Source organism: Bacillus marasmi, from assembly GCF_902168435.1.
Taxonomy (GTDB): domain Bacteria; phylum Bacillota; class Bacilli; order Bacillales; family Cytobacillaceae; genus Bacillus_BU; species Bacillus_BU marasmi.
On sequence record NZ_LR656189.1, the window covers coordinates 1 to 19192 of the forward strand.

Below are 19192 nucleotides of genomic sequence, written 5' to 3' on the forward strand. Positions count from 1 at the left end.
TAATAGTCTGGTGGCGATAGCGAGAAGGTCACACCCGTTCCCATACCGAACACGGAAGTTAAGCTTCTCAGCGCCGATGGTAGTTGGGGGCTCTCCCCCTGTGAGAGTAGGACGCTGCCGGGCTGTTTTAAACTTTTACTATTCCGCAGTAGCTCAGTGGTAGAGCAATCGGCTGTTAACCGATCGGTCGTAGGTTCGAGTCCTACCTGCGGAGCCATTTTTGGAGAGCTGTCCGAGTGGCCGAAGGAGCACGATTGGAAATCGTGTAGGCGGGTAACCCTGTCTCAAGGGTTCAAATCCCTTGCTCTCCGCCATAAAGATTGTTAATAAAATATGGCCCCTTGGTCAAGCGGTTAAGACACCGCCCTTTCACGGCGGTAACACGGGTTCGAATCCCGTAGGGGTCACCATTTCTTGCTTATGGAGGATTAGCTCAGCTGGGAGAGCATCTGCCTTACAAGCAGAGGGTCGGCGGTTCGAGCCCGTCATCCTCCACCATAAACTTTAATATAAATTTTTACCGTCGCGGGGTGGAGCAGCTCGGTAGCTCGTCGGGCTCATAACCCGAAGGTCGCAGGTTCAAATCCTGCCCCCGCAATATGGTCCGGTAGTTCAGTTGGTTAGAATGCCTGCCTGTCACGCAGGAGGTCGCGGGTTCGAGTCCCGTCCGGACCGCCATTTATGGCTCAGTAGCTCAGTCGGTAGAGCAATGGACTGAAAATCCATGTGTCGGCGGTTCGATTCCGTCCTGAGCCACCACTAATGTTTTAAACATTAAATAAATATGGAGGGGTAGCGAAGTGGCTAAACGCGGCGGACTGTAAATCCGCTCCCTCAGGGTTCGGCGGTTCGAATCCGTCCCCCTCCACCATTTTTATTTTCATAGGGGTATAGTTTAAAGGTAGAACGAAGGTCTCCAAAACCTTTGGTGTGGGTTCAATTCCTACTACCCCTGCCAATTTCTTATAATGGCGATTGTGGCGAAGTGGTTAACGCATCGGATTGTGGTTCCGACATTCGTGGGTTCGATTCCCATCAGTCGCCCCATTTTAAAAAATATTGGGCTATAGCCAAGCGGTAAGGCAACGGACTTTGACTCCGTCATTCGTAGGTTCGATCCCTGCTAGCCCAGCCATATGCGGAAGTAGTTCAGTGGTAGAACACCACCTTGCCAAGGTGGGGGTCGCGGGTTCGAATCCCGTCTTCCGCTCCAAGAGCATTTTAATAGTGGCGGCATAGCCAAGTGGTAAGGCCAAGGTCTGCAAAACCTTTATCCACCGGTTCGAATCCGGTTGCCGCCTCCAACTTTAATTACATTACTATTTTATATAGTGCTTATGCGCCGGGGTGGCGGAACTGGCAGACGCACAGGACTTAAAATCCTGCGGTAGGTGACTACCGTACCGGTTCGATTCCGGTCCTCGGCACCATCTAAAAATTAATACTACGCCGGTGTGGCGGAATTGGCAGACGCGCACGACTCAAAATCGTGTTCCTCTGGAGTGTCGGTTCGACCCCGACCACCGGTATCATGACACTGCTTGCCAATGCAGTGAAATCAGCGTTTCTTACACTATGTAAGGAACGTTTTTTATTTATCTCCAATACGATTCTTACAAAAATATCGTGTACATAAAATCGTGTGCGTACCCCTGTCATAAACAAGGAGGAATTTATATGGCAAGGCGTACAAACGAATTATCTATTGAGGAATTATCAATCATTAACACAACAAAAGTAATAAAGGAGATTGATTTCCAAACGGCACTTTCTTTATTTGTTGATGATTGTCTAATCAGAAATTTAAGACCTCAAACAATCCAATACTACAGAAATGAATTATCAGTTTTTTACAAAATGCTAAGGGAAAAAGAGTTTAATCCTGCACCTGCAAACATAACAAAAGACCAAATAAAAAGTATTATCTTGCACATGAAAGAAAAAGGATTACAAACAGTAACAATTAACACACGTTTAAGAGCCATTAGAGCATTTTTCAATTTTTTGCATCGTGAACGGCATATTAAAGAAAATCCATTAAATAACATCAAATTACTAAAAGACCGTAAAAAAGTTGTTGAAACCTTTACAAATGAACAACTTCAAACGCTTTTTAATCAGCCGAATTTACGCTCTTTTGTAGGTGTAAGGGATTATACTTTTATGCTATTACTACTTGAAACAGGCGTGCGTGTGAGCGAATTAGAAGGAATTTGTGTTCAAGATATTTTGTGGAATGAATCTAAACTCCATATAAGGAATACAAAGACGTATAAAGAGCGGATCGTTCCTATTCAGTCAAAAATGAAAAATCAATTGCAGAAATATATTCAGATACGTGGAGTAATGGAAACAGATGCTTTGTTTGTTACGCTTGACGGTGAGAAGATGTCTAAAAGACAATTCCAAAACAGGGTAACATTTTACGGGAAGCAAGCTGATATAAAAGGGGTTAGATGCTCCTGCCATACCTTTAGGCATACATTCGCAAAATTGAGTGTAAAAAACGGTGCAGGGTTATTTGAATTACAACAGATTTTAGGGCATACAAGTATGGAAATGGTCAGAGTTTATGTCAATTTATTTAGTGATGATATAATGGATAAACATAGAGCCTTTTCACCACTGGTAAATCTTGAAGTAAGAATGTAGTCAATCAAAAGTAAAGGAATATTTAAACTAGTGCATTACTTTTAACAAGGAGTAATGCTTTTTTCTTATTTCAAGGAACAGTTCAGATTTATCTTGATAAGGATTATAATATAACAATAAAAGATACTTTATCACTAAGGGGTAAATTATGAGATTTTTAATTGAATATAAAGATTTTGGTACTAAAGAAGAAAAAAATAAATCATTAATTCTACTTGATACGTTTTTAAATGAACATTTTATTGGAGAATTTCACGGATTTACTTTTGAAAGTATATTAATTCGATTTATAAACAATGCACCTCCAAAGAAGAAGTTTAAATTAAAATCTCTTTATAAAATAATTGCAGAGGTAGAAATTGAGGGGAACTTCACTAATAACGTAAAGTTAAACATTCATGATTTTCAACATGGACTGTTAAAAGTTGAAGAAGCCATTAACAAGGTTTCACAGATAGAGGTTAATGAACTAGATTTTAATAAAGATAAGTTATTGAATAGCCTTAATAATATTATTGATATTGCTCCACAAACTGATGAAGAATTAAAAAATTATGCCAAAAAAGAAAAAGAGATTAATTTTTTGAATACAGTCAAACGTGTTGATAGCTTGATATATTCCTACAAGATTAATCCTAGACCATTGTTGAAACGAATAATTGGTGTTAGATTATATGACCATTTTGAACGGAATACATTAGCACCTTACGATTATATTTACTCTCAACTTTTTAGTAACTTATTGAGAAGAGCCGAAGTAATGTCACCTGACTACGATGAGATTTATTTCAGTATCGCTGAAACAATGGAACAAGCCAAACAATCGATAGCTATTGACGAATTTTTTAAATACACATATTCCACATTAAATTTATCAGAGTATAACCAAGTAGATGACGAAGCTAAAGCAAATATGGTGTTCCATTCAATGTGTGAAGGTCTAAGGCTGATTGCTGACTTTGACCATTTAGAAAAAGAGAAAATTGAAGGTGTAATAGAGTATATTGCTAAAAATGGAATTGATATGGAACTTATTTATGCTACAGCACAAAATAAAGACTATCTTGCCGAAATCGTGTACCATGTTCCACGAAGTCATCTTACAAAGGCTGAATTTAAACTAAGACTAACGGAATTTAATACTAATAAGACTGGAATTATAGCTATAGATAAGTTAGATATTTATTATGCACCATATAGTATAGGTAAAATACAATTAAAGAAAAATGAAATTGTTATTAAGGGCAGAAATAGTCTAAGGGCAGAAGTTTCTCGTGAAATAGATAAATTGCCTTCTGAATATCGATTTAATATAAAAGAAATGTTATACGGTAACTCTTCTGTTTGAAAAAAAGGTGCATTTCAAAATATGGAGTTATGCTTTATTCAGTCACGGTGCTTTAATTCACATCAGATTAACTAAAAGACCATATGGTCTTTTTCTTTTGGTTAAAAGGTCAAATAGATTACCGACTGTTTAGATAGACCATGACCTAAATGAACAATTTTATTGCTCCTTATTTGTGTTCAAATAAAGTTATTTATGTAATTTTTGGACAAAATGTATATTAAGTTATAGACTTTAAATGAACATATTGGTAAAATATACATAACAACAAATAAGGGGCGTTCAAAATGAGCAAAGGAAAATTTATAAGTTATGTCAGGGTATCAACAGTCGAACAAAATGAACAAAGACAGGTAAAAGCAATTGAAGAAAGAGCCAGCATTGACAAATGGTTTATTGAGAAAGTAAGTGGAAAAGATACGAAAAGACCACAATTACAAGCCATGCTCGACTATATGCGTGAAGGGGATACCATTATCATTAATGACTTTTCACGACTTGCTAGGAGTACAAAGGATTTACTTGAATTAGTGGAGTTAATGCAAGAGAAGAACGTTACTTTGATTTCTCTAAAAGAAAATATTGACACTTCAACGCCACAGGGAAAACTAATGCTTACAATGTTAGGGGCAATAAATGAATTTGAAAGAATGAATATGCTGGAACGCCAACGTGAAGGAATCGCAATCGCAAAAGCAAATGGCAAGTACAAGGGAAGAAAGGCAATTGAAATAGACGAGAAATTCAAGGAATTATATGAGAAATATATGGCACGTAAAATAAACAAAACACAATTTGCCAATGAACTAGGTGTTAGCAGAACAACCTTGTACAAGTTAATTGAGGAATACGATGCAAATTAAAAAATTTTTTATAAAATTCTTCTTTTATCAAAGTGTAAATAAAAATCGCTCTAAAGACATACTTTTGATCGGGTCTAATAATTTAATGACCAATTGAAAAATGTCCTTAATAGAGCGATTTTTTTATTATCACATTTTGTTTTAAAAGTCAATAATATCGTAAGAGGAAAATTCGACAAATGTACAAAAAAATGCTATAATATAAGAGTAAATAGTTGACAGATTGATATTTTTAGTGTTAATCTGTTTGTTTTTTTGGAGGTGAGGGAATGTCTTAAAGTAAAGGTTATTTATCAAAATACATACATAATAAATGGTTGGTCTTGTACTTTGACAAGCAATGCAAAACTGCTGTCGCAGATTTCGCATTGTTGCGACCAAAGTACCAAAGTCGCTGAACATACTTAGATGTTGATTGAGTTTTAGGGGAATGTCTTAGGATAGGAACTTGGGTATTAATATATATTTCTTTTTATACTATCCGAGTTCCTATCCTTAAATGAAATGAGAAAGGGTAATTGAAAACAATGACAAATTATAATGATGAAATGATAGTAACGGTTGCAGAATTTGCAGAAATGTTTGGAACAGAAAAATGTAAGGAATACTTTGCAAAGTATAAAAAGTTGGGTGGACATAAAGATTCAACTATCACTACTGCTAAACAGAAATGGCATATTGTTGAAGTTGTGAAAATTGATAAGAAAAATAGGTACAGACTAGCAGGTAAAAGAGAGGAAGAAATTGAAAGGAAACAATTACAAAACTATTCTAATTGTGGTCAAGACCAAATGCCATATAAAGAAATTCTTCAAAATTTAATCTTGATTTATTTGAAAAATCCTAACAGGAAACCATCGACAACCTATAGGGTGCTTGCCCGTGATTTAGAAGTCATGAGTGATATATTATTTTTTGCATCTGAAAAAGTAACTATTGATGAACAGAAAGCTTATTATAAAAATCTTGACGATAAATATAAAAAATATGGATATGTGATGTTTTGGGATGCAGTTAATAAAGAAACACAAAGAATTAGGAAACATATAGAATCAGTGTTGAAAGACATGAAAGAAAAAGGAATCATTAGACACATGGATGTTGTAAATGCAGTTAGTCTAGATAAATATGAAAGGGAAATACATAATCCGATAATCGTAAGTGAAGTTGGTAAGATTGATAAAATGTTAAAAAGTTTACGTGAAAAACATGAGGTTACAGCTACAGACATTAGATATAAACCTAAAAGTACATCAGTTTTGGCTTATAAAGAAGATGAATACAACTATCTGCAGTCGCTTGGGTATGAATATGTGTATGATGCTGTTTACATTGATTTAATTGCAACAGATAGAGAGATTCAGAACTATATGAAAGATTCACTTGTAACTGATTTCAAAAAGGAACATTTAGCATTTGCGTACCAAAAAGCCGTGGCAAGAGAAAATTCATTCTTTAATGATATTGTTAGAGTTAAAGACAATCATAAACTCCATAAATTACTTGGAGGTAAAAAGAAGTCAGAAGTTTTAAAAGGAACACTTACAGCTTATGATTCAATTCTTATTGATGAATTATTGAGTGATGGGATTAAACAAGAAAAATTCGGTAAAACATATGCTACCAACTACAAAGAATCGCTAAAAGCCATTCAGGATGTTTTAGACGAGGATGAAAACATAAATAATTGATAAGGTTTTGGAATTTTTGATTAACCTTATATGAACACAAAAACACAAAACATATAATGCTAATCAAGCATTTCAAACACGAAGCAAACTAAGATCAATCGGGGTGCTTATAACCAAATAAAGCAAGTGGGTTTTATTAAAGCGTTATAGCACTTCCACTCCTGCAATCAGTGTTAAAAACAGTACCGTATGAAACATGAGAAAATACTCTTTATTAACAGTATTTTAACGTGCGTTTTTTCTGACACGTTATGATATAATAGGAACATAAATTGACAGGTCGTATGACACGATTTTAAGAAATGTTGGATAAATAGCATAATACCAATGGTTGAAGGGTTCAGACGTTCAAGCACGACTCAAAATCGTGTTCCTCTGGAGTGTCGGTTCGACCCCGACCACCGGTATAAAAAAAGATTGAAATGACGACGATCTACATTGATGTGGGTCGTCGTTTTTTCGTTTATGTACGCGATTCGGGCGTTAAAAGTCGTGCGAGTGAGAACGAATATTCCTAGTAATGGGTAGGGTAAACTTATGGAAAATCACGTGGAGGATTAATAATGGTACGTTATATTAACGCTAGTTTTATCGCAAGTAAAGACGATGATTTTAAAGGTGTCACCGAACCGGTTATCTTACTGGCGCCGGACATAACGCTGGAAATTGACGAAACTGTTGATGAATGGATATTGCGTAAGTTAGACCAGCCGGTTGCTAACGACGAGGAATTCGTTGTAATTGATATTTGCAACAGCAACTCCTTACACCTCGGATTTATGAACGACATACAGCCGTTATTGCCGATAGAATCGTTCGAAAATGCATCATTCGTGGATGTAATTAGAGCACTATTAAAATAGGAGGGCTTATAAAATGAGACAACAAAGTGTATTTTGAGGTGTCTCTGTGGGCATACTTTCGTTAATTGAGTTTAAATTTGGCAGTTTTCAAGGTTGGTCAGAAATACCGAGAGAAACATTCGATCAATTTACTGTGATATTTTTACCACTGTTTCATATGTAAAATATAAAGTTTTTTTAGATAACGGTTTTCTATTTAGTTTATACGGTTGTTGTCGACGTTTCCTCTTTTGAAGAGGGACGTTTTCTATTTTTTCCCATCCATATTTATCAAGTAGTCCTGAAACTATCCATATTAAATAGTTTCAGGGCTTTTTTGTTTCATTCATTTACTATATTGACATAAAAAAATCAGTCTACAAAGTGGTCTTTTATAAAGATTCATTAATACTTATACGAAATGTTTTTCATATCTGTGGCATATAAAGGTCGATATTATGAACTTTTTAGATTATTATCCAAATTCGATATACAGGAAAAATATTATTTTTGTATAATGACATAGATAGTTACTAAATCAAAGGGAGATATGAAATGAAAGTAACATTATTTACAACCTGTATTGTTGATTTTATGGCCATGAATGTTGGAAAAGCTACCGTTGAATTACTTGAAAGTCTGGGGCATGAGATCGATTATCCTAAGAACCAAACATGTTGCGGGCAACCTACGTATAACACTGGATACGTAGAAAAAACGAAAAACACAATGAAGCATTTTATCGAAACATTTGAACATGCTGAAGTGATTGTTTCACCTTCAGGTTCTTGTGTTTATTTTGTAAAAGAATATCCGCATCTTTTTGCTGATGATAAAGAATGGAAAGAAAGAGCGGAAAAAGTTGCGGCAAAAACTTATGAATTATCTCAATTTCTCATTGAAGTGATCAATGTAGATGACTTTTCTGCGAAACTACCAGGAAAGGCTGTTTACCACCACAACTGCCATACATCAAGATTTTTAAAAGTGAAAGAACAGCCAATGAAACTTCTTTCCAAAGTAGAAGGTCTAGAATTAATAGATTTCCACAATTCCGACAAGTGTTGCGGTTTTGGTGGTACTTTCTCCGTTAAAATGGGCGATATTTCAGCTGAAGTTGCTGATGAAAAAGCAAGATACATCATGGAAGCCAACCCTGATTATTTGATTGGTGCTGACTTCGCTTGTCTAATGAATATTGGCGGACGTTTAAGTAGACTTGGATCAAATATCAAAGTAATGCACATTGCTGAAGTGCTAAATTCTAAATAGAAGGAGAGCCAAAATGGGAATTAAGATTAATGACCAAAGTTTCGAGAAAAATCTTGAAAAGAATCTAAACAATGATTTCATGCGTGCTGCAATGGTAAAGGCTCAAGATTTAATTAATAAAAATAGAAAGAACGTGCTTTCTCAATTAGGAGATGGTAATTTCCGTGAGTGGCAGAAACTTTCAGGAGAAGTGCGTGGACACGTTCTTGAAAACTTAGATTACTATTTATATCAGTTTTCTGAAAACGTTGTCAAAAATGGCGGTAACGTATTTTTTGCCAAGGATGCTAAGGAAGCCTCTGAGTATGTTACTAATCTAGCAGTTGAACGAGGCGTTAAAAAAGTTGTAAAGGCTAAATCAATGGTTACAGAGGAAATTGGACTTAACCACCATTTGATGGATGCTGGAGTAGTTGTAAAAGAAACTGACTTAGCTGAATACATTTTGCAATTAGATGACTGGAATCCACCATCCCATATGGTAGTGCCATCATTACATTTAAATAAAACCCAAATTCGTGATGTGTTCGCTAAAGAAGGATATACTGGCGAAGATGTTCCAGAAGACTTAGCTGCATTCGCTCGTGCTTCGCTGCGTAATGAGTATGTTACTGCTGATATGGGGATTTACGGATGTAACTTTGCGATTGCTGAATCTGGAGCGATTTCATTAATCAGTAATGAAGGAAATATCGATTTATGTACAACAGCACCCCCAGTACAGGTAGCTGTAATGGGTATGGAACGTATTTGTGCGACATATGAAGATGCAGATATCTGTATTAGCTTATTAGCTAGAAGTGCAGTAGGGGCAAAAAGTACCAGCTATACAACATTCGTAAACGGAATCACTGATGAAGGTGCTGCGGATGGTGCTAAAGAATTTCATGTGGTAATCGTTGATAATGGACGTTCTAAAGTATTAAAGTCCCAATTCAAAGAAGTATTACAATGTATGCGCTGTGCTGCATGTTTAAATGTCTGTCCAGTATATCGACAAGTTGGTGGACACTCTTACAATGCTATATATTCCGGACCACTTGGCGTTGTATTAACACCACTACTTGCCGGCTATGATGATTTTAAAGAACTTCCATATATGTGTTCACTTTGTGGTGAGTGTACAGAAGTTTGTCCATCTAATATCCCGCTGCATTCATTAATTCATGAGCACAAGCGTGTGTTAGCTGAAGAAAAGAAGGTCTCTGCATTCTGGGGTGCGAGTATGTCTGGAGCAGGTATGGTTTTAAGCCGTCCTTGGATGTACAAGCTAGGAACAAGTGTAGCACCTTTAATGACTAAACCATTAATGGAAGATGGAAAAATTAAAAAAGGTGTTAGTATTCTTAAAGGTTGGACAGACAAACGGGACTTGCCAGCATTAGAGAAAACACGTTTCAGAGATTGGTATGAATCAAGAAGTAAAGGAGGAAATAAATAATGGTAAAAGGACAAGTTTTAAATAGAGAATCATTTATTTCCAACCTTTCAAACATAATTGGTCGCCAGTTGCCGAAAGAGGTTGTGCATCCTGAATTATCAAGCAAACCTCAGCATGAAATTTATAAAGGCTATACTCAGGCCCAGTTAGCTGAAGAATTCCATAAGAATGCTCAAGTTAATAAAGCGGGTTCGGGTGGTAAGATTGATTCCTTAATTATCGAGAAAAAAGATCTTGCAAAAACTGTAGCAGAAAAACTAGTTGAGCATGGAAAAGGTCCTATTATCGCTTGGAACGATGAGCGTTTTGCACAATGGGGCCTAGAAGATGCGCTGAAAGATGCATATGTTTGGACTGATGAAAAGGGCCGTGAAAATGTAGATATGGCCTTGAATGCATCCTATGGCGTGTGTATTAGTGATCTTTCACTTGCTGAAACAGCATCTTACACTGTTATCGACAAGTTAGGAAAAGGAAGATCGTCAAACTTCCTGCCTTTAAATTATGTTTGTATCGTACCGCAAAGTACAATTGTTCCTCGTTTAACACAAGGAATGCAAAGACTTCATGAATTGTCAAAACAAGGGATAAATCCTGCAGCCATAAACTTCATTTGTGGCTCAAGTAGTTCCTCTGACATTGAGTTAAACAAAGTATGGGGCGTTCATGGGCCAATTCGTTTAACTTATATCATTGTTTCTGATTTATAGTAATTATGAGTTCCAAATTCCTTATTAATGGGTTTGGAACTCTTTTTTTTGTAAATTTATAATGGCTTATATTTAAAGGTAGTTTTTGGATATATTTTCCTATATTATTAGATTTTTCGGCAAAAAAACCTATTTAATTCTCATAACATCAATGATATTGTTATTTATGACAATTTTTTCAGAAGGATGGGAAACATGCAAAAACCACTTTCATTTGCTTTAGCATCGATGTTATTACTAACGGGATGTGGTATTAACACAGCGGTAGCAAAAATGGAGCAAACCGAGGCAACAACTGATGCTACAAAAGTGAATCTCCATCAGGAGAATATTGAGTACTCAGGCGTAAAAAAGGAAGCAAATTTTCAACCAAGAGGTGTGATTACAACTACCCCAGTAACCTATAATTCTATCAACACAATGATTTCTACGACGGAATTATGGAGTAATGTTGAGCAAATCAGTTATCATATATGGCGAACTGCGGATGGAAAAGAAAGTATGAAAACATTCTCCTCAAGTGATAGTGAGAGTAATTTTTCGCTCCAGTTTGATATAAAAGAATTCATGTCGAAACGAGGCGAATACCAGGTTGAGGCATACAGTGTAAATGCTGATGGAATTGAGAGTATGATAGCTCAATCAAGTTTCACTTTTCAGCAGCGTGTACCGATTTTAATGTACCATGCTATCGATGATTACCGAGGCAATGGCTTAAAGGAGTTGTTTGTTACACCAGCAAACTTCGAAAAGCAAATGCTCTATTTAAAAGAAAAAGGCTTTACTTTACTTACCTTTGAGCGATGGGATGAAGTAAATAAAGTAGATAAGCCAATATTAGTTACTTTTGATGATGGAATGAAAAACAATCTGAATGCCTTTCACATACTTCAAAAATTAAAAGATGAAACCTTTCAGCCAACAGCAACTGAGTATGTAATTGCGGGAGCAATAGACTCTGATCCTGGTATGCTGACTTCAGCGGAAATAAAAGAAATGGTGGATTCAGGAATTTTCTCTGTCCAAGCGCACACGATGTCACATGCAAATCTTCCGGAAACAACGGACTACGAAAGTGAGCTTGGTAGGGCGAAAGTGAGCATAGAGCAGGTGACAGGTAAGCCTGTAATAGCGATTGCCTATCCATTTGGGAAATATGATGAAAAAGTTGTGCAAGAGTCGAAGAAGTATTATCGTTTTGCGACAACGACAAAACCTGGACAATTTATCGAAAAAGGTATAGAAGACGAATTCCTCGAGATGCAGAGAGTACGAATCTCTTACTCAACTACAATGAATCAATTTGCAGCTTTAGTTGAATAATCAAAACAAAATGGAGACGGTTCAGCCGTCTCCATTTTGTCTAGCTGCAATATTTTTGGTATTGGAGATACCAAGCATAACAGAGCATTTTTCGTAAGTATTAAGGTTCGTTAATAACTGTTTCTTCTTCTGTTTCCTGTGTATCAAGCTGCTGATCACTGACATCTGGATCATAATAATTTACAATTGATATGCCAGTTGTTGTATATACCCATGCGCCTTGATTTTTTGACCCACCACCTGATGGATCTTTTACGGCATTTTTAGGTGAAATACAATGTGTATAACCAAAATGAACTGTACCGCCAGTTATTTGTTGTATTTCTATACTTCCAAAAATTGACGTCATCATCATAACATCCTTCTCTGCTTAGTTATTATTACTAAAACAATATATTCCAGAGTCGATAAATTGGAACTTGTTCCACACCCAAACGAAAAGAGCTGGGACAGAACTAAATTGTCCGCTATTAATACCAAATGATATTTATGGAAGACTATATTAAGATTCAGTATTGATTTTCATGTAGGGAATGAGAACAAATAGGCGGAGAATTTCCCTTTATTGTATGTAAGGGGGGCTACATGAGTTGATATAAGAGGAGAATTTCCGCTTAAACACTCCAAAAAAGACAAAATCCAGTGATTTTTATGAAATAAGCGGAAATACTCCCGTTATTTTTAAGGAAATATGGGTATTTCCCAAAATAAGCGGAATTCTTCCACTTATTTTCAAACCCAAGGAAATCAACATTTGGGTTAACAGACCCACATGCAAAAAAATTTGCACATCAATGTTATCCACAGTTATTTCAGGGTAGTGCATATTGTAAAAAGGAATAAAAAAACGAACTATTAGGAAATTCTAAGTTAGAATTTGGCATAATAGTCCGTTTTTTTTTCTTTAGCTGAATTACCTTAAAAATTGGGATTATTTAAATTATCATGAGTATGCTCTAAATATTGTTCTTTTAGTATCCGTTCTGATTCACTTGCATTTTTTAGACCTTCATCCGGGTCGAATTGAAGGTTTTTCTTTTTTGCAATAAGATCAACCACAAAGCCAAACAGGAGTAAGCCAACTATAAAGATTAGCAGAAACCACATCGGTATTCCCTCCCTTTTCTTTAATTATAGCAGTGAACAGTATTAAATTCTCATGCTTTTTTTATTGGTCGCTATTCCAAACATTATTTTTTACAAAATAATTATACCAATTCACGGAAAACAATTGTTGTTTGAAAAGTAAGAATTTTGTTATAATTAAATACAATATTTTACAAGCAGAGTTTTTATAATAGTTATCAGACCCAAATGACAATTTAAATTGGTATAGTATTTTACATATGGGAGAGAGGAGTATGGGACTTGAAAAAGTATGTAATAATAGCATTGAGCGTTATTGGTATTGCTTTAATTAGTGCTTATTTATACAACGGTAAATGGGGAACAGATTCAAGTTCGAAACCTGTTGCAACACAAGCGGAGCAGGATAAGGCCAAGCAGGAGCTAGATAAAAGCTTTGAAACGGCTACTCCAACAGGTGAAATGCGTGATTATGCGGGGATGTCGGAATTGGAGCTATTGGATGAGATTCATGGGATGACGCATCAAAAGGTTATGGCGGATCAAAAGTGGGGGTCCTCTGAAATTACAAAGGATAAGGTAGAGATGATATATGAAGTTGTAAAAAGTAAGAAGGCTAGTGAGATTCGCTCGATGCTGATAGATATTCTTGAACCGTGGGTAAAAGGTGATTTTAGCAATGCAGTCGAGGATCACAATCGTATTTGGAATTATAAGGATGGAAATATTGGCGAAGCTACGCGCTTATTAACCCCGATTGAAGAACAGGAATATATTGATAAGACATTTAAAAAATAAATTAAAAAACTATCAAGCTACATTGATAGTTTTTTCTGTGTAATGCGTTTTTTATATGCTAACTTAGAGAAATGTCGAATATTCTTCGGACATAAAATCGACAAAAAGATGATAAAACCCTTGACGCACCATTGAAAACTTTGTATTATATAGAAGTTGGTTCTTTGAAACGACATTTTACAACAAAGCAAATGTTTTTCATCGACAAAAACTGACAAAAATTTGCGGGTGTAGTTTAGTGGTAAAACCACAGCCTTCCAAGCTGTTGTTGTGGGTTCGATTCCCATCACCCGCTCCATTACATAGTGTTCAACGCAGTGTTTCGTTTCAAAGAGAACGAAGCATTGCGTTTTTTAATTTTTTAGCATCCTATTAGATTGTATTCAGCTTCTCCACTGTGGAGCTGCACAAACATCTTCATGAGTGATTGTGTGAGTCGCGTGGCTTTTTCTTCCTCTATCGTATGTCCGAGGTAGATTATTTGGAGCGCCTCAGTCGTATCTGATGTGACAGCTGTCCGGGCTGAATCAACGAATGGACTACCAAATGGACCAAGATTATCGGCAGACAGTATTAGTTTATCCACAGAATTTTCTCTACCGTTTAAGCCTAAATAGCCTTCGTTTTCTGTACCAATACGTATCTTCACATTACCATTTATTTTTTCCAAATCATATATACCAATCGGCAGCTGGTATTGGAGCGAAAAGAAGTTGTTCACATCAATGGCGCTGTGAACTGACTGAAGATAATTTTGTTTTTGTACTCTACGATATAAAGCCTCAGCTGAGTGACGATAGCGATTAGGATCCTTTCCAAAACTCTTAAAGATTTCACGCCATTCCTTAATTCCAGGTAGCATAGTGACGCTTTTTCCTTCCGTAAAATCAAAATATATAGATTCCTGGAATAGCTGTAAGCGGCCTTTAAGCATTTGCGGCGATTCACCAACGGTTATTTGTTTATAATGGATAATACCAACCTTAAAATCAGGAATTGTCGAGCATATTTCAGGTGACAATTGTACTTCCAAGTATTTCACCTCCCAAAGAGATTAAAAATAGATTATCATAGTTAAGATTATAGACTTAATAACTTTGTTTATACAGAAAGGAGGGTTTAGGATGGATGTCCAAGCATTAAAACTCGAAGTGATTCAATACAGTAAAGAAATCGGGATTGATAAAATTGGCTTTACTAATGCATCACCTTTTGGAGAATTGAAAAACAGATTAATCCGCCAGAGAGAGTTAGGCTATCAATCCGGTTTTGAGGAACCAGACCTTGAAAAACGGACCAATCCTGCCCTTCTTTTACAAGAAGCAGCATCGATCATTTCGATTGCTCTCGCGTATCCAGTAAAAATGCGGAACCGCGTTCAAAGCAAAGCCGGAGAACGACGGGGCTTTTTTTCGCGAGCATCATGGGGACTAGATTATCATCTTGTCTTAAAAGAACGATTGCAGCTGTTAGAGAAATTTATAATAGAAAAATACCCGGAAGCTATTTGCCGGGCGATGGTCGATACTGGAGAATTAGCAGATAGAGCAGTGGCGGAGCGAGCAGGGATTGGCTGGAGCGGAAAAAATTGCTCGATTATCACACCGGAGTTTGGATCTTATGTTTATTTAGGTGAAATGATTACCAATATTCCGTTTGAACCAGATAAGCCGCTGGAGGATCGCTGTGGTGAATGTCGTAAATGCTTAGATGCATGTCCAACGGGTGCATTGGTTCAAGCTGGGCAAATCAATGCAAATCGTTGCATTTCTTTCTTAACGCAAACGAAGGATTTTATTCCAGAGGAGTATCGAGATAAGATTGGTAACCGAATCTATGGCTGTGACTCCTGTCAAACCGCCTGCCCTGAGAATAAAAGAATTGATTTTCACCTCCATTCGGAAATGGAGCCGGACCCTGAACAGGTAAAGCCGTTATTAAAGCCGATTTTGACAATGAGCAATCGTGAGTTTAAAGCTAAATTTGGATCATTGGCAGGGTCATGGCGTGGTAAAAAGCCAATTCAGCGCAATGCAATGATTGCCTTGGCGCATTTTAAGGATGAAAGTGCCGTATCTGACCTAATTCAAGTGTTAAAGAAGGATGACCGACCAGTAATGCGTGGGACGGCTGCCTGGGCGCTGGGGAAAATCGGTAGTGTTGAAGCAAGGCTTGCCTTAGAAAAGGCTCAACAAGTTGAGCAGTCTGAAGAGGTAATAATTGAAATCAATAAGGCGATTGAAAATATTGTAAGGGTGGACTAATAAAATTGGTCCATCCTTTTTCATGTATTAAGAAGGACAATAGTACCTTTATTGTCATACGGACAAAAATGAAGAGTTTGAGGTTAGAGCATCAAAGTGTCCGTATAAGAGCTTCATACGGACAAAAAAGAAGAGTGAGAGCGTCAAAAGTGTCCGTATAAAAGGATAAAATAGTGTACTCTCTAGCTCAATTGACATAAATAACAAATCGCGGAATGTTAAAGAGTCCCTCGTGATAATTTCATGTTGCCCTCATATGTATGATATGAAGGGAGTGACTGCGATGCGGGGAGAGCTTCAACAGTTATTGGAAGCCAGGGTTAAACAATGTGTCAGTCAGCAGCGGAGCAAGCAGGACTGTCCAAAAATCGACCGAAAAAAAGCGAGTATGGCAAAACGAGAAGCCGAAATTGTGAAAGCAAAAGCAAAGGGCCTAATTACACATGTGAATGAACATGAAGGAATGAAAGATGTCACTTATTCGGTGCATTTTCAATATTTAATCAGACAACATGATTTGCTATATATTGAAGAAGAAGTTGAGATGCGGAAGGCAACTTTTATGCAAAACGAAATAATGGAAGAATTTGAACTAGAACCACCAATTAAAGCGACAAACCTGGATTCTCACAGAGTGTCACATCCAAATGATAAACATGTGAATCCAGAGTATTTACGGGCCTATACCTATGATCGCCTTAAAGCGGTTCAGTACGCTGAACGGTGGTGGAATAGCTATAATCCGGCCTATATAAAAATTGAAAACAATGATTGTACGAATTTTATATCTCAATGTCTCAATCAAGGTGGCGCACCGATGCGTGGCTATCCAAATCGAACAAGAGGTTGGTGGATTCGAGGGCAAAATTATAGCTGGAGCTGGACGGTTGCCCATGCGCTAAAATTGTATTTAGACAGTTCAAAGACAGGACTAAGGGCGAAGCGTGTGACAAGTCCGGAGCAATTGTTATTAGGTGATGTGATTTGCTACGATTTTGAAGGCGATGGACGCTTTAATCATAATACGATTGTTACCGGTAAGGATGCAAATGGAATGCCGCTTGTGAATGCACACACATATAACAGCCGCCAGCGCTATTGGGCATATGAGGATTCAAGCGCTTATACACCAAACATAAAATACGCTTTTTTCTCGATTGTCGATGGGTAAACTTGTCTTGAAACAAACCTACCGAGTGGTATAATAGCACATGTACATTGAACTTAGAGGTGAAGAACATGGGTTTGCATGTTGTTTTATATCAACCTGAAATTCCAGCTAATACAGGAAATATTGCCCGTACATGTGCGGCTACTAATACAACGCTTCATTTAATTCGGCCACTGGGCTTTTCAACTGATGATAAGAACTTAAAGCGGGCAGGCTTGGACTACTGGGAGTTTGTAAAAATTGTTTATTACGATTCACTAGATGAATTTTTCGAAAAAAATGAGGGCGGTCACTTCTTCTACCTAACGAAATATGGAGTAAATCCTCATACAAAGTTCGATTACAGCGATCGGAATGTGGACTATTACTTTATGTTCGGTCGAGAGTCAACGGGGTTACCAAAGGACTTAATCGAGAAAAATAAAGATTTTTGCCTGCGCATCCCTATGAATGATACTGTTCGATCCCTGAACCTATCAAACACCGCAGCCGTCTTAATATACGAAGCACTACGCCAGCAAGACTATCTAGATTTATTTTAATTAAAACACCGGGATCTACTTTGCAGAAGGAAATTAATTTGTTAAAGAGCAAATCATGCTGATTTTTCAAGTCGGCTTGGTTTGCTTTTTTACTATGATTATTGTCTAGCGCCAGCGCCTAGGGACTCGGGGTCACAAGTCAAGCCCTTCCGGAAATCAGGATTTCCTGCAGTGCTCGTCTTGTGCCTGTCGCCCCTGTGCAAGGCGCTTGCGCTTTCCTGCATTATTTTGATTTAATAAAAATAGTGCAAAAGGAGGAAGGGAAAATGAACCAAATTATAGAAACAATTTTGAACCACCGTTCGATTCGAAAATTTGAAGATAAGCCGCTTACGCAGGAGCAAATTGAGAAAATTATATCCAGCGCTCAAGCAGCTTCCACCTCAAGTTACATACAAGCGTATACCATCATTGGAGTTACAGACCAAGAGAAGAAAGACAAACTTGCTGAGTTAGCCGGTAATCAAGCCTATGTTAAAGAAAACGGCATTTTTCTTGTGTTCTGCGGAGACTTACATCGTCATGAAATCGCTGGGAAAATGGAAGAACGTGATGTAACAGAATCACTTGAAAGCACTGAAAAGTTCATGGTCGCTTTAGTTGATGCAGCTCTAGCAGCTCAAAATGCCGCAATTGCCGCTGAGTCAATGGGATTAGGATTATGCTTCATCGGGGGTATACGAAATAATTTACCAGAAGTGCAAAAACTATTGAAAACTCCAGACCGAGTCATTCCATTGTTTGGGGTAGCCATCGGGCACGTAGCAAAGTCGACTGACAAAAAGCCACGCTTACCGATGAGCAATATTTATCATGAAAATGAGTATCAGCAAAATGAGGAGCAGTTTGTTGCTGAATTAACCGAGTACAATGAGGTCATTTCTAGCTATTACGAAGCGCGCACAAAGGGTAAACGCAAGGACCGCTGGACTGAGCAAATGGCCAACATGCTCGAGAAAAAATCAAGAATGTACATGAAAGAATACGTTCAAGCTAATAAATTTGATTTAAAATAATCCAAATAAAAAAAGCAGCTAATCAATAGCCGCTTTTTTTATTTTCTTACTTTGTTACCCCTGGCTTGTCATTATAACCTGCTGTGAAAATTGCGGATAAGAACGCAAGTGTTACCCCAATGATTAAGATAGTACCCATGTTAATAAAACCCTCCCATCCTAAAAAACAGATT

General features: G+C 37.1%; 17 protein-coding genes, 16 tRNA genes and 1 rRNA gene. 31 read left to right on the forward strand and 3 right to left on the reverse strand.

From position 1 onward, the window contains the following. The first annotated feature begins 6 nt into the window (after positions 1 to 6). The 25 genes from rrf to FXW34_RS21770 all read left to right on the forward strand — a co-directional run bounded on the left by rrf (position 7) and on the right by FXW34_RS21770 (position 12142). Positions 7 to 123, forward strand: a 5S ribosomal RNA gene (gene rrf / locus FXW34_RS21650). Between the two features lie 19 nt (positions 124 to 142). Continuing rightward, a tRNA-Asn gene (locus FXW34_RS21655) sits at positions 143 to 217 on the forward strand. 5 nt (positions 218 to 222) lie between these two features. Next, a tRNA-Ser gene (locus FXW34_RS21660) sits at positions 223 to 314 on the forward strand. 21 nt (positions 315 to 335) lie between these two features. Then, a tRNA-Glu gene (locus FXW34_RS21665) sits at positions 336 to 410 on the forward strand. A gap of 12 nt (positions 411 to 422) precedes the next feature. Beyond that, positions 423 to 498 (forward strand) — tRNA-Val (locus FXW34_RS21670). Positions 499 to 524: 26 nt separating this feature from the next. Further along, a tRNA-Met gene (locus FXW34_RS21675) sits at positions 525 to 598 on the forward strand. A gap of 3 nt (positions 599 to 601) precedes the next feature. After that, positions 602 to 678 (forward strand) — tRNA-Asp (locus FXW34_RS21680). Between the two features lie 5 nt (positions 679 to 683). After that, positions 684 to 759 (forward strand) — tRNA-Phe (locus FXW34_RS21685). Between the two features lie 27 nt (positions 760 to 786). After that, a tRNA-Tyr gene (locus FXW34_RS21690) sits at positions 787 to 871 on the forward strand. A gap of 13 nt (positions 872 to 884) precedes the next feature. Then, a tRNA-Trp gene (locus FXW34_RS21695) sits at positions 885 to 958 on the forward strand. A gap of 13 nt (positions 959 to 971) precedes the next feature. After that, a tRNA-His gene (locus tag FXW34_RS21700) sits at positions 972 to 1047 on the forward strand. A gap of 13 nt (positions 1048 to 1060) precedes the next feature. After that, a tRNA-Gln gene (locus tag FXW34_RS21705) sits at positions 1061 to 1135 on the forward strand. Between the two features lie 3 nt (positions 1136 to 1138). After that, positions 1139 to 1213: transfer RNA gene (locus FXW34_RS21710), tRNA-Gly, on the forward strand. 16 nt (positions 1214 to 1229) lie between these two features. Beyond that, positions 1230 to 1304, forward strand: a tRNA-Cys gene (locus FXW34_RS21715). A 37-nt stretch (positions 1305 to 1341) separates the two neighbouring features. After that, positions 1342 to 1430, forward strand: a tRNA-Leu gene (locus FXW34_RS21720). Between the two features lie 18 nt (positions 1431 to 1448). Further along, positions 1449 to 1529, forward strand: a tRNA-Leu gene (locus FXW34_RS21725). Between the two features lie 148 nt (positions 1530 to 1677). Beyond that, positions 1678 to 2652 carry a tyrosine-type recombinase/integrase gene (locus FXW34_RS21730; RefSeq protein ID WP_147536118.1) on the forward strand — a complete coding sequence of 325 codons (975 nt, stop codon included), beginning with the start codon at positions 1678 to 1680 and terminating at the stop codon, positions 2650 to 2652. A gap of 148 nt (positions 2653 to 2800) precedes the next feature. Further along, entirely contained in the window at positions 2801 to 4000 is a 1200-nt protein-coding gene (locus FXW34_RS21735; RefSeq protein WP_147536119.1) for a hypothetical protein, read from the forward strand. Between the two features lie 287 nt (positions 4001 to 4287). After that, a complete protein-coding gene (locus FXW34_RS21740; RefSeq protein WP_147536120.1) occupies positions 4288 to 4863 on the forward strand; it encodes a recombinase family protein in 576 nt (191 codons plus the stop codon). Positions 4864 to 5381: 518 nt separating this feature from the next. Continuing rightward, the gene (locus FXW34_RS21745) at positions 5382 to 6554 is read left to right on the forward strand and encodes a hypothetical protein (RefSeq protein ID WP_147536121.1); all 1173 of its coding nucleotides are present in this window, start codon (positions 5382 to 5384) and stop codon (positions 6552 to 6554) included. Between the two features lie 563 nt (positions 6555 to 7117). Beyond that, positions 7118 to 7417 carry a hypothetical protein gene (locus tag FXW34_RS21750; protein WP_147536122.1) on the forward strand — a complete coding sequence of 100 codons (300 nt, stop codon included), beginning with the start codon at positions 7118 to 7120 and terminating at the stop codon, positions 7415 to 7417. Between the two features lie 534 nt (positions 7418 to 7951). Beyond that, the gene (locus FXW34_RS21755; protein ID WP_147536123.1) at positions 7952 to 8668 is read left to right on the forward strand and encodes a (Fe-S)-binding protein; all 717 of its coding nucleotides are present in this window, start codon (positions 7952 to 7954) and stop codon (positions 8666 to 8668) included. A gap of 13 nt (positions 8669 to 8681) precedes the next feature. Next, positions 8682 to 10109, forward strand: coding sequence for a LutB/LldF family L-lactate oxidation iron-sulfur protein (locus FXW34_RS21760; RefSeq protein ID WP_147536124.1), 1428 nt, complete (start codon positions 8682 to 8684; stop codon positions 10107 to 10109). After that, entirely contained in the window at positions 10109 to 10819 is a 711-nt protein-coding gene (locus tag FXW34_RS21765) for a LutC/YkgG family protein (protein WP_147536125.1), read from the forward strand. Before FXW34_RS21760 ends, FXW34_RS21765 begins: the two co-directional genes overlap by 1 nt. Before the next feature lie 195 nt (positions 10820 to 11014). Next, positions 11015 to 12142: a polysaccharide deacetylase family protein gene (locus FXW34_RS21770; RefSeq protein WP_147536126.1), complete on the forward strand. Its 1128-nt coding sequence runs from the start codon at positions 11015 to 11017 to the stop codon at positions 12140 to 12142. A gap of 100 nt (positions 12143 to 12242) precedes the next feature. On the opposite strand, the gene FXW34_RS21775 is transcribed toward FXW34_RS21770, so the two are convergent. Together FXW34_RS21775 and FXW34_RS21780 are read right to left on the reverse strand one after the other, a co-directional pair. After that, complete coding sequence (locus FXW34_RS21775; RefSeq protein WP_222705344.1) at positions 12243 to 12494, reverse strand: spore germination protein; 252 nt, start codon at positions 12492 to 12494, stop codon at positions 12243 to 12245. A 566-nt stretch (positions 12495 to 13060) separates the two neighbouring features. Continuing rightward, on the reverse strand, positions 13061 to 13249 hold the full coding sequence (locus FXW34_RS21780; RefSeq protein WP_147536128.1) for a hypothetical protein: 189 nt from the start codon (positions 13247 to 13249) through the stop codon (positions 13061 to 13063). A gap of 261 nt (positions 13250 to 13510) precedes the next feature. Here FXW34_RS21780 and FXW34_RS21785 point away from each other — a divergent pair, with 261 nt between their 5' ends. After that, the gene (locus tag FXW34_RS21785) at positions 13511 to 14026 is read left to right on the forward strand and encodes a DUF6241 domain-containing protein (protein ID WP_147536129.1); all 516 of its coding nucleotides are present in this window, start codon (positions 13511 to 13513) and stop codon (positions 14024 to 14026) included. Between the two features lie 224 nt (positions 14027 to 14250). Beyond that, a tRNA-Gly gene (locus FXW34_RS21790) sits at positions 14251 to 14324 on the forward strand. Positions 14325 to 14387: 63 nt separating this feature from the next. On the opposite strand, the gene FXW34_RS21795 is transcribed toward FXW34_RS21790, so the two are convergent. Further along, the gene (locus FXW34_RS21795) at positions 14388 to 15059 is read right to left on the reverse strand and encodes a B3/B4 domain-containing protein (RefSeq protein WP_147536130.1); all 672 of its coding nucleotides are present in this window, start codon (positions 15057 to 15059) and stop codon (positions 14388 to 14390) included. Positions 15060 to 15150: 91 nt separating this feature from the next. Here FXW34_RS21795 and queG point away from each other — a divergent pair, with 91 nt between their 5' ends. From queG to nfsA, 4 genes are all read left to right on the forward strand, one after another. Continuing rightward, positions 15151 to 16290, forward strand: a complete 1140-nt coding sequence (gene queG / locus FXW34_RS21800) for a tRNA epoxyqueuosine(34) reductase QueG (RefSeq protein WP_147536131.1) — start codon at positions 15151 to 15153, stop codon at positions 16288 to 16290. Between the two features lie 283 nt (positions 16291 to 16573). After that, entirely contained in the window at positions 16574 to 17461 is an 888-nt protein-coding gene (locus FXW34_RS21805) for an amidase domain-containing protein (protein ID WP_147536132.1), read from the forward strand. A 68-nt stretch (positions 17462 to 17529) separates the two neighbouring features. Beyond that, positions 17530 to 18003, forward strand: a complete 474-nt coding sequence (gene trmL / locus FXW34_RS21810; RefSeq protein ID WP_147536133.1) for a tRNA (uridine(34)/cytosine(34)/5-carboxymethylaminomethyluridine(34)-2'-O)-methyltransferase TrmL — start codon at positions 17530 to 17532, stop codon at positions 18001 to 18003. A 266-nt stretch (positions 18004 to 18269) separates the two neighbouring features. Beyond that, the gene (gene nfsA, locus FXW34_RS21815) at positions 18270 to 19019 is read left to right on the forward strand and encodes an oxygen-insensitive NADPH nitroreductase (RefSeq protein ID WP_147536134.1); all 750 of its coding nucleotides are present in this window, start codon (positions 18270 to 18272) and stop codon (positions 19017 to 19019) included. Positions 19020 to 19192 lie beyond the last annotated feature (173 nt).